Annotated in this window: 9 protein-coding genes; 2 read left to right on the plus strand and 7 right to left on the minus strand. The window is 56.7% G+C overall.

From position 1 onward, the window contains the following. Positions 1–156: 156 nt before the first annotated feature. The 7 genes from HFD95_RS02400 to HFD95_RS02430 all read right to left on the minus strand — a co-directional run bounded on the left by HFD95_RS02400 (position 157) and on the right by HFD95_RS02430 (position 7,856). A complete protein-coding gene (locus HFD95_RS02400; protein WP_181955247.1) occupies positions 157–1,590 on the minus strand; it encodes a YchO/YchP family invasin in 1,434 nt (477 codons plus the stop codon). A gap of 173 nt (positions 1,591–1,763) precedes the next feature. Beyond that, the gene (locus HFD95_RS02405; RefSeq protein WP_010245769.1) at positions 1,764–2,561 is read right to left on the minus strand and encodes an SDR family oxidoreductase; all 798 of its coding nucleotides are present in this window, start codon (positions 2,559–2,561) and stop codon (positions 1,764–1,766) included. A gap of 11 nt (positions 2,562–2,572) precedes the next feature. After that, positions 2,573–3,640, minus strand: coding sequence for an ABC transporter permease (locus HFD95_RS02410; RefSeq protein WP_010245772.1), 1,068 nt, complete (start codon positions 3,638–3,640; stop codon positions 2,573–2,575). A 227-nt stretch (positions 3,641–3,867) separates the two neighbouring features. Beyond that, positions 3,868–5,400, minus strand: a complete 1,533-nt coding sequence (locus tag HFD95_RS02415) for a sugar ABC transporter ATP-binding protein (protein ID WP_061901497.1) — start codon at positions 5,398–5,400, stop codon at positions 3,868–3,870. A 10-nt stretch (positions 5,401–5,410) separates the two neighbouring features. Then, positions 5,411–6,022 (minus strand): DUF2291 family protein, encoded by a 612-nt coding sequence (locus tag HFD95_RS02420; RefSeq protein WP_010670005.1) that lies wholly within the window; start codon positions 6,020–6,022, stop codon positions 5,411–5,413. Between the two features lie 45 nt (positions 6,023–6,067). Further along, positions 6,068–7,003 (minus strand): D-ribose ABC transporter substrate-binding protein, encoded by a 936-nt coding sequence (locus HFD95_RS02425; RefSeq protein ID WP_010245782.1) that lies wholly within the window; start codon positions 7,001–7,003, stop codon positions 6,068–6,070. A gap of 55 nt (positions 7,004–7,058) precedes the next feature. Beyond that, entirely contained in the window at positions 7,059–7,856 is a 798-nt protein-coding gene (locus tag HFD95_RS02430) for a GolD/DthD family dehydrogenase (protein ID WP_010245786.1), read from the minus strand. Between the two features lie 352 nt (positions 7,857–8,208). Between HFD95_RS02430 and HFD95_RS02435 the strand changes: the two genes are divergently transcribed. Both HFD95_RS02435 and HFD95_RS02440 read left to right on the plus strand, forming a co-directional pair. After that, positions 8,209–9,021: a DeoR/GlpR family DNA-binding transcription regulator gene (locus tag HFD95_RS02435; RefSeq protein ID WP_010245789.1), complete on the plus strand. Its 813-nt coding sequence runs from the start codon at positions 8,209–8,211 to the stop codon at positions 9,019–9,021. Between the two features lie 109 nt (positions 9,022–9,130). Next, positions 9,131–9,484 (plus strand): DUF6404 family protein, encoded by a 354-nt coding sequence (locus HFD95_RS02440; RefSeq protein WP_031292988.1) that lies wholly within the window; start codon positions 9,131–9,133, stop codon positions 9,482–9,484. Positions 9,485–9,658 lie beyond the last annotated feature (174 nt).

The following is a 9,658-nucleotide window of genomic DNA, read 5'->3' on the forward strand; positions in this document are numbered from 1 at the left end:
GATTAATCGGGATGTCACTCTGCCGCGCCTTCGTCATCCCGACAACTTATCTCTGCCAGTAACCGCTGTCGGGCCTGCAGACGTTAACAACGCCGTCTGCACACCACCGCCGCTATTAACTCCCCCCTATCCTTTCTGTGCAGTAAAGCATCCCAACTAAAGTGTGGTGCCACCGGGTGCCATCAAATCATAACGATCGTTCTGCGGGGCCTCGTCCATGGTCATCGGTGGCTGAATTTTAAGGGTGATCCAGTTAGAGGTCACACGCTGCTGCTTGCTATCCTCCAGTGTTACCGACAGGCGATATTCGTTGCTGGCGTCTGGCGACGGATCCCACTGCGGTAAGATCACACTCCAGCCCTGCGGATCGGCGTTATTGGCCGGAGGTGTCAGGCTCAGCGCCTGCGTATCGCCCTGCCAGCTTACCGCCTTGATAGCATTGCTGGCGCGCACCTGCAGCTTCAGCGGCAGACTCTCGCCACTGCTTAACTGCCAGGGCGGGGTTGCCAGAAACACGGACAGCGTTTTGCGCTGACGGAAGGCGAGCACCGGCGTATCACTGCGGGTGACGGTATCGTAACGGCTGCCGCGCAGGGAGTGCGCCTCCGCGACGTTTCCGGCATCGAGCTGACGTCGCAGCGCCACGCCAAAGCGATAGTTGAGTTTCAGCCCCAGCTGATCCTGACTCTCACCGGCGCTGCTGGTTTTATGGGTAGCGGACAGCGTCACCAGCGGCACGGGAGTGTAAGAGAGGCCAAACGACATGGCGGAGGGATTGTGATAGCGGTTGCCGCTGTTAAACAGATCGACATTCTCACCCAGATATTGCTGATAGCTCACCGAAACGCCCAGCTGACGATAAAAGGGCAGATAGCTCTGGCTGGTAATATCGTAGCCGCGCGCCATGCGCTGCTGCTGCGAATCGCCCAGATTTTTCCAGCCGGAAAGCGGCTGATAGTAGTTGGCCGATAAGCGCATTGAATCGCTCCACGCTTCCGTGCCCACAGAGGCGCGCTGCAGGCCGCTGCTGAACACGCGGTCAACAAAGCCGTTGTAACCCAGCAGCCAGTCACCGGCATCCCAGCGTTGCCCCAGTCCCGCATTGCCAACCAGGCCATCGCCGGTATCGTGCAGACCAAGCTGGCTGAAGGTGAGCCGGCTGTTTTCATCGGCCAGTGCGCTGAAGAGATCGCCGCCGGTGCCGGTGAAGTTTCCGTTCATGTCGACTTTCAGATCCAGCTGCGCGGTGCCGTAAGGGGAAAGCAGTGACTGCCCTTCGCTCTCAACCCGATCGGCCACTTCATCGCGCAGATGATTGAACGCCCAGACGCCCGCCTGCTGACCAAACGTGACATTGCTGTCGCTGTTGTTACTCGCTTCACCGATACTTTTGGCCACGGCCGCCAGCTTTTTGCTCCACTCTTCATCCTGATCGCTGGCACCGCCGAGCGTCGGCAGCGACTGACTGTAGCGCGCAGGATTGTCGAATGGCGTCTCTGACACCGCTGTTTCAGTCTGGAAGGCGCGGGCGCTCTGCGTGGCAGTCAGCGACAGCGCAATCAAAGAGAGAACCCCTGTTTTCCGTATCATGTCACCCGGCACATTGATTAGTTCGTAGCTGCAATTAAAGAAAAATCATCAGCTATTACCTTAACATATTGTGACGGCGATGCAGGACAGCAGCGGCGAATTGTGCATATAACAGAAAAGTCCGGGTCAGAAAAAGGCCTGCGTTTACAGCAGGCCTGCGATCTCTCACCGCATCAGGAGAAGATCAACCCGCCATCCACATTGATGGTCTGCCCGGTGATGTAGCGCGCATCCTCTGATGCCAGAAACGCCACCAGTCCGGCGACATCTTCCGGCTGACCGGCACGCTTCAGCGGAATGTTTTTCACCCACTCCGCCATCAGCTCCCCTTTACCGTAGGTTTTCTCCTCGCTGCTGAGGATCTCGCCCCAGACGCGATCGTTGTAATCCCACATCTCACTCTCAATGATGCCAGGGCAAAAAGCGTTGACCGTAATGTTCCACGGCGCCAGCTCCAGCGCCAGACTCTGGGTAATGCCTATCACCCCCATTTTGCTGGCGGCGTAGTGCGGCGTGTAGATAAAGCCCTGTCGTCCCTGCCCCGATGAGGTGTTGATCAGGCTGCCGCTGCGCTGCTGCACCATATATTTCGCCGCTTCACGACAGCAAAGCCAGACGCCGGTGGTGTTAACCGCCAGAATCCGCTCAAAGTCGCTTTTCGGCATGGTGTCGAAGCGATCAATGGTGATCACGCCCGCATTCTGTATCGAGACGTCGATCTGACCAAAGCGTTCAAAGGCCTGCTGATAGAGCTGCTGCACCGCAGCTTCATCCGTGATATCGACCTGCAGCGCCAGAATCTCACTGCCATACTGCTGCTGAAGCTGGTCGGCTGTAGCGAACACCCGGTCAGCATTCGACACCATCACCAGCCTGGCCCCGTCGCGAGCGAAACGCGCCGCTATCCCGGCCCCGATGCCACGACAGGCACCGGTTATCACCACTGTTTTTCCACGTTGTTCGCGGCTCATAATCGCTCCTGTTAACTGTGACGAACATCAGTAAGGGGGGCTGCCTGCTGCTTTTTTTCATGGCGACGCAGCAGCACCACTTTGCTTTGCAGACGTTGCTGGAACTGGTCGATGACTACCGCAGTCACAATCACCAGACCTTTGATCACCATCTGCCAGAAATCGCTGACGCCCATCATCACCATGCCATCCGCCAGGAAGACGATAACGAAAGCGCCAATAATCGAGCCGGAAACCCGGCCACGTCCGCCCGCCAGCGCAGTGCCGCCCAGCACGGTGGCACCAATGGCATCCATCTCAAACATGTTGCCGGTCATCGGGTGCGCAGTCTGCAACTGAGAGGCCACCACCAGCCCGACAAGCCCCGCGCAGAGGCCGGAAAAGGCGTAGACAAAGACTTTCACCTTGATAATCGGTACGCCCGCCAGTCGCGCGGCGGACTCATTGCCGCCAATGGCGTAGATATAACGACCCAGCGGGGTTTTGCGCGTCAGGTAGAGGCCGAGCAGTAAAAAGCCGAGCATCAGCCAGATTGGCAGATAAACGCCCAGTACGGTGCCGGAGCCGAGCAGCGAAAAGCCGGTGTTGCCCAGCGCGGGCACTCCCACCAGGTTGGCGTAGGTGCCGCCGTCGTTGAACAGCAACGCCGCACCGCGCGCCACATACATCATGCCCAGGGTGCAGATAAAGGGTGCGACGCCCAGTCGGGTGATCACCGTGCCGTTAATCAGCCCCACCAGCACGCCAAAGATGGCCACCACCAGAATCACTTCAGGCACGTTAAGAAACAGCGTATTGCCGCCCCACAACGGGATGCCATTGGTGAGCAGCGCGCCCGCCACCATGCCGCAGATCCCGGCGACCGCACCCACCGAGAGATCGATACCGCCGGTCAGGATCACCAGCGTCATACCAATGGCCAGCAGGCCGGTAATCGCCACGTGCTGCGTCATGATCAGCAGGTTAGAGGGGGTGAGAAAGTTCGGCACCATCACGCTGAAAAAGCCGACCACAATCAGCAACGCAATAAAGGTACGGGCCTTGAGCAGGTACATATAGAGCAGATATTTTTGGTTCATGAAATTCTCCGGCCAGCTTAGAGCCTGGCCCGCCAGGCGTAATGGTTTCAGGCAGTCTGGACACGGACAGCGCGGAACAACCGGCACGTACACGCAGTACGTCAGGATTACTCGCTGTGCTCGCCCCTTCAGGGCCGCCCTGACGGGCGTTCAGGTTGCTAAAGCAGCCTGTGTGACCACTGCCCAGGTTCAGACGGACAAATAAAATAGCCTGATGGGTCAGGCTCTTAATCCTGCGGGGTTGATGCCGCAATCAGATGTTCTCGCGTCGCCGCTGCGCGCGGCAGATCGGCAGTAATCCGGCCATCGGCCATCACTAAAATGCGGTCCGCCAGCGCCATCACCTCATCCAGTTCAGACGAGGAGAACATCACTGCCAGCCCCTGCTGTGCCAGACTGCCAATCAGGTGATAGACGTCGGTTTTGGCACCCACGTCAATACCGCGCGTTGGCTCATCCAGCAGCACCACCTGCGGCCCGGTCATCAGCGCTTTACCCAGCACCACCTTCTGCTGATTACCGCCGCTCAGCGCCGTAACCGGCAGATCGGGATCGCTGACTTTAATCGCCAGATGGCCGATCATCTCACTGACCCGCTGCTGCTCCCTGGCAGGATTCAACAGCCCCAGCGCACGACGAAAACCGCGCAGGCTGAAGTCAGAGAGGGTCATGTTGGCGGTGACCGACATCAGTTCAATTACCCCTTCGCCTTTGCGATCTTCGGGCACCAGCGCTATGCCACTTTTCAGCCGCTGCTGGAAGCTGCGTTTCGCCAGATCCCTGCCCGCCAGCCGAACCCGGCCTGACTGACAGGGCATCAGGCCAATCAGCCCCTTAAACAGCTCGGTGCGTCCGGCCCCCAGCAGGCCATAAATGCCGATCACCTCGCCTTTGCGCAGCGTAAAACTGACCTCATTCAGCTTGTAACCACCGTTCTGATGCAGCGCAGTCAGGCCCTCTACCTCCAGCACCGTTTCCCCCTGTGGCGCAGGCTGATAGTCGAACTGCTTTTTCTTGTCACCCACCATCTGGGCGATAATCCACGGCACGCTGGCGTCCCGTACCTCGCGCTCACTGATAAAACGGCCATCGCGGAAAATGGTGATGTGATCGCCAATCTCCATCAGCTCTTCCAGCCGGTGAGAAATGTAGATAATGGTGACCCCACGCCGCTTAAGCTGATCGATGACGTTAAACAGCACTTTCACTTCAGACTGGCTCAGGGCGCTGGTCGGTTCATCCATGATCAGCACCCGGGTATCCTTCGACAGCGCCCGGGCGATCTCCACCAGCTGCTGATGACCAATACCCAACTCACCCAGCGGCGCGTAAGGATCGACATCCAGCTGCAGCCGCTCCAGCAGCGACTTTGCCAGCGCGTACTGATACTTTTCATTGATCACCCCACGCTGGAAATACTCATTGGCGATAAAGATGTTGTCCATCACGTTCATGTTGGGAAACAGATTCAGCTCCTGAAAAATGATACTGATCCCCTGCTTCTCCGCCTGATGCGTGGAGTTCAGAGACACCACCTTGCCATCCAGCAGAATCTCGCCCGACGACGGCGTCTCTACACCCGCCAGCATCTTCATCATGGTGGACTTACCGGCGCCGTTCTCACCGATCAGCACGTTAACTTTATTGCGGTAGACCCGATAACTGACCTGATCGAGCGCGGTCACGCCGGGATAAAGACGCGACACGTTGCGCGTTTCGATAATCACGTCGCCGGACTGTTGCGGTTGAGGATTTTGCATCTGCCGCTCCTTATTGCCGGTTGATCGCAGCCGGAGTGATATCCGGCAGCTGCTGCGGAATGTCCCAGCTGCTGAACACGCCGGAAACCCTCACTTTATCGCCCACCTTCGGCGCAAACTGCTGCATCAGAGTGGAGGCGTGCTGGTTAATCGCCTTGCCGTAATCACCAAACAGCACCTGGTCATTGAAGTCCTGATAGCTCACGCCTTTGTAGACATCCCGCAAAGCGGTGCCACGAATGATTGGCCCTACCTGAATTGTGACACTGTCACCTGATTCATCTTTCACGGTCATCTTTCCACTGCGTGACGTGGTATTTACGGCGGTCACCTCGCCGCTAACCGAGACGCTGAAGACACAGGGATTCTCAGCCTGACTGCGATAGCCATAGCTCTGACAGGCACTGTCGAAGTCTTTAGCAGACTGCAGCGACTTCATCAGCGTCGCCAGCGGTTTAGCCTCTGCCTGAACCTGTGGCACCAGTTTCTGCTGCCAGAGCTGGTCGATGTTCGCCATTTTCGGATTGGGGGGATTTTTCAGGGCAGCCAGCTCCTGCTGCGACACAATTTTGCAGCCGCTTAACAGCAAGACCACCAGCGTCAGCCAGACTCTTCGGGACATCATCTTCTCCCTGGCGCCCGCTTTCGCAGGCGCGACAGCGTTTAATTACGACTTGTAGTTAAAGTCCTGTACACCTTTAGCGTTTTCCGGGGTAATCAGAATGCCGCGGAACATCACCCGCTGTTTTTCCGGCTTCACGCCCTTCTGAATGAAGTTATCGAGATCGGTCACCCCTTCAGCGGCAATCGCCTGCGCCTGCAACATGACAGTGGCTTTCAGCGTGCCCGCTTTCACTGCATCGCGTTCGTCGTTGCTGCCATCAATCCCCACCACGATGACATCGTTGCGACCGGCCGCCTTCAGCGCGGCAATGGCGCCCAGCGCCACCGGGCCGTTACCGCAGATCACCCCTTTCACATCCGGATGCGCCTGCAGGATGCTGTCCATAATGCGCTTGCCGTCGATCAGCGTGCCTTTGGCATCCTGACGTGCCACGCTCTGCATATCAGGATACTGATCCAGCACCTGATGGAACGATTTCGAGCGTGTCACGCAGTTGTTATCCGCCAGGTTACAGGCGAGCTCGGCGTATTTGCCCTTTTCGCCCATCTTTTCAACAAAGACGTTGGCAACGTCTGAACCCGCCTGGAAGTTGTTGTGGGTGATCTGCGCCAGCGCCACGTCATCCACCGGGATTTCGCGGTTGATCAGCACCACCGGGATCCCGGCATCTTTGGCTTTTTTAATCGCCGCCACGCTGGCGGTGGAGTCGGCGTTATCCAGCACGATACCCTGTACTTTTTTACCGATAGCGGCGTCGATCAGTTCGCTCTGCTTTTTCACATCTTCGCCGTGCGACAGCACCGTTGTTTTGTAACCCAGCTCCTGCGCTTTGAGATTGGCGCCTTTGGCTTCGGAGGCGTAGTAGGGATTATCGAGTGAGTTAACCAGAATCATAATGGTGCCCTTTTCGGCGGCAAACGCCGCCTGCGAAATTAGACAGGCAGCCACGGCAGTGCACAGCAAGGTACGGTTTTTCATGATGTTCTCTCTTATCGTTATGGCAGGGTATGAATTCCCGGGTGCTGGATTGGCCTTACCAGATGGTAAAGCCCCCATCGATCATCAAATCGGCGCCGGTGATCATGTCGCTGCCGTTGCTGGCGAAAAACAGCACCGCAGCGGCGATCTCATCGGTATAAGCAAAGCGTCCGAGCGGAATCAGCTTCTTCATCTGCTCGCCCTTCTCGCCGCGCCAGGCCTTTTCGCCCATCGGCGTCAGCACTACGGTGGGCGACAGGGTGTTAACGTTAATGCGATGCGGGGCAAACTCTTTGGCCATCACTTTGGTCATGCCCAGCAGGCCCGCTTTGGCTGAGGTGTAGGCGACATGGTTGTCGATAGCGATGGATGCCGCCTGGGAGGCGATATTAATAATTTTGCCGCCCGCACCGGCACGGATCATCAGCCGTGCGGCGGCCTGTGAGCAGAGAAAAGGCCCGGTGAGATTCACCGCAATCTGCTTCTGCCACTCGGCAAAATCGGTCTCGATCACCGGCTGCAGCATCACGTAGCCTGCGCAGTTCACCAGGATATCGATCCGGCCATAGTGGGAAACCACATCGTCAAAAGCCTGTTCAACCGACGCGGGATCGGTAACGTCACAGCAGACAAACTGCACCCGCTCGACGGGGAAATCTGCCCTCAGGCTGGCCACCTTCTCTGCTTCAAACGGCGGATAGAGTAGTGCCAGACTCGCGCCCTTCTCCAGCAACATGCCATTGGTCGCCATCGCGATACCGCCCAGCCCGCCGGTCACGACGGCCACTTTGCCGGCCAGATTCATTGCGGTATCCACGCCGTAGCGCAGGTTTACGTCATATTCACCACTCATCCCACTCTTCCCCTCAGATTTTTGCCGATGCCGTTGACTCACTCATTTTCGAACAAAAATATAAGCTATCGAAAAGAAATGTTGTGTGGAGCAGATCAAATTTCGACCATCTGCCCTGCAAAGCGGCTTATCTGATTGAAAAGACGTGATCTGGCTTCCAGTCCCGAAATAAAGGCAGCTGGTTGCAATCCGGAAAGCGTGAGAGATTCAATAACCTGCACATTTTATATTTTCGTTCGAAAACCAAAGGCAGATCAGGCTATCTCGCATTCATAAAAATGGCGCGTTAAACTCAGCCACAAAGACCTTGTTCGCCCGACTTCTCAGGTTATTGGAAAAGGGAGCATTTCGATTGAAAAGCAAAAGTGAGCAGTTCGCTGACATGCAGCAACGCCGCGAGAAAATTCTGGAGATGATCCGTGAGGATGGCACGGTCACGGTTAAAGCTTTGACGGAGACCTTTGGACTGACCGAAGCCACCTTACGCAGCGACCTTCGCATGCTGCAAAAACAGGGCTTTGTACAGCGCTATCATGGTGGCGCGACGCTGATGACGGGCAAACAGAATACCGGGGCGATGTTGCTGGAGCGGCAGACGCATCTGGAAGAGAAAGAGGCGATTGGCCGGCTGGCGGCGCAGCATATCGAAAATGGCGACACGGTGATTTTCGATTCCGGCACCACGACCACCGCGATCACCGATGCCATCAGCCACATCCGCCGCCTGTCGGTCGTGACGACCGCGGTGAATATCGCCCTGAAACTGGGCGGCGAGCCGGGGATCAACATCCTGCTGACCGGCGGCACCTTTAAATTTCCGACGCTCTCTACCTCCGGTGAAAAGGCGGCCAGCTTCTTCGAAAACGTGCTGGCCGGTAAACTCTTCCTGGCGACCGCCTGCATCTCACCGCGTCTGGGTCTGAGCTTCCCCAGTGAAACCGACATCAAGGTAAAGCTGGCGATGATCAAATCCGCCAGCACGGTTTACGTGGTCGCTGACTCCAGCAAAATCGACAAGGTTTCGATGTTCGCGCTGCCCTGTGACTGGAGCAATATCCACTACCTGATCACCGACAGCGGCATCAGCACTGCGCAGGTCAAAGCGTTTGAAGCGCTAGGCGTGAAAGTGCTGGTGGCCCCGCTGCCGCTGAAGCGGGCGATGTAATGCTTGTTGAAACAACATCGATTCAGCCACTCGCTGTCATCAGACAGCCACAGGATTAAGTTACGCTCCAGAGCGAATGCTAAGCAGGGATGTAACGGATGATAAAACGATGAAAAACGAGATTTTCGAGCGCAGGAAAGCGCGGGCTTTAGCCCTGATGGCAGCGAAGAAAATATGGCCGAGTAACTCTGCTCCGCCATTACATCGTTTGTTATGGAAAATGAATATCCATCTTCCACCCCCGAGTTTCACTCCTTTCTGGCTCAATCTTGTGGTGTTTGCCAGCATGTACACGCTTATGATGCCACTGCTGCTCTTATTGCCTTCTCTTCCGGGCGTGTCTGACGACAACTATTCGCTGATACCCAATCTGATCGCAGGTCTGTTCTTCGGTACGACAATGGCACTGTTTCACGCATATCGAAAAAAGGTTCACAACCTGCCTGTGTGGGAGGAGCTTTAAAGCCAGCTAAAGCTCCATCGTCTTTTATACAGTGCACCTGCACGATGGTGCCTCCACTGTAAGCACGCACTATCGCTAATCGTGCAGGTAAGGCCTGCCTGAAGAGCAAAGTGTGCGAGCCAGGGATGGCGAGCCCAGTCCGCAGGGATGCGGGATCCCTTTGCGATCAGGCAG

It is taken from the genome of Pantoea sp. EKM10T (genome assembly GCF_011800685.1).
GTDB lineage: Bacteria > Pseudomonadota > Gammaproteobacteria > Enterobacterales > Enterobacteriaceae > Pantoea > Pantoea agglomerans.

Excerpts from the sequence above, each read along its gene's own strand:
- HFD95_RS02415 (WP_061901497.1), bottom strand. The coding sequence starts at position 5,400 with ATGCAAAATCCTCAACCGCAACAGTCCGGCGACGTGATTATCGAAACG.
- HFD95_RS02400 (WP_181955247.1), bottom strand. The coding sequence starts at position 1,590 with ATGATACGGAAAACAGGGGTTCTCTCTTTGATTGCGCTGTCGCTGACT.
- HFD95_RS02440 (WP_031292988.1), top strand. The coding sequence starts at position 9,131 with ATGAAAAACGAGATTTTCGAGCGCAGGAAAGCGCGGGCTTTAGCCCTG.
- HFD95_RS02405 (WP_010245769.1), bottom strand. The coding sequence starts at position 2,561 with ATGAGCCGCGAACAACGTGGAAAAACAGTGGTGATAACCGGTGCCTGT.
- HFD95_RS02430 (WP_010245786.1), bottom strand. The coding sequence starts at position 7,856 with ATGAGTGGTGAATATGACGTAAACCTGCGCTACGGCGTGGATACCGCA.
- HFD95_RS02410 (WP_010245772.1), bottom strand. The coding sequence starts at position 3,640 with ATGAACCAAAAATATCTGCTCTATATGTACCTGCTCAAGGCCCGTACC.
- HFD95_RS02420 (WP_010670005.1), bottom strand. The coding sequence starts at position 6,022 with ATGTCCCGAAGAGTCTGGCTGACGCTGGTGGTCTTGCTGTTAAGCGGC.
- HFD95_RS02425 (WP_010245782.1), bottom strand. The coding sequence starts at position 7,003 with ATGAAAAACCGTACCTTGCTGTGCACTGCCGTGGCTGCCTGTCTAATT.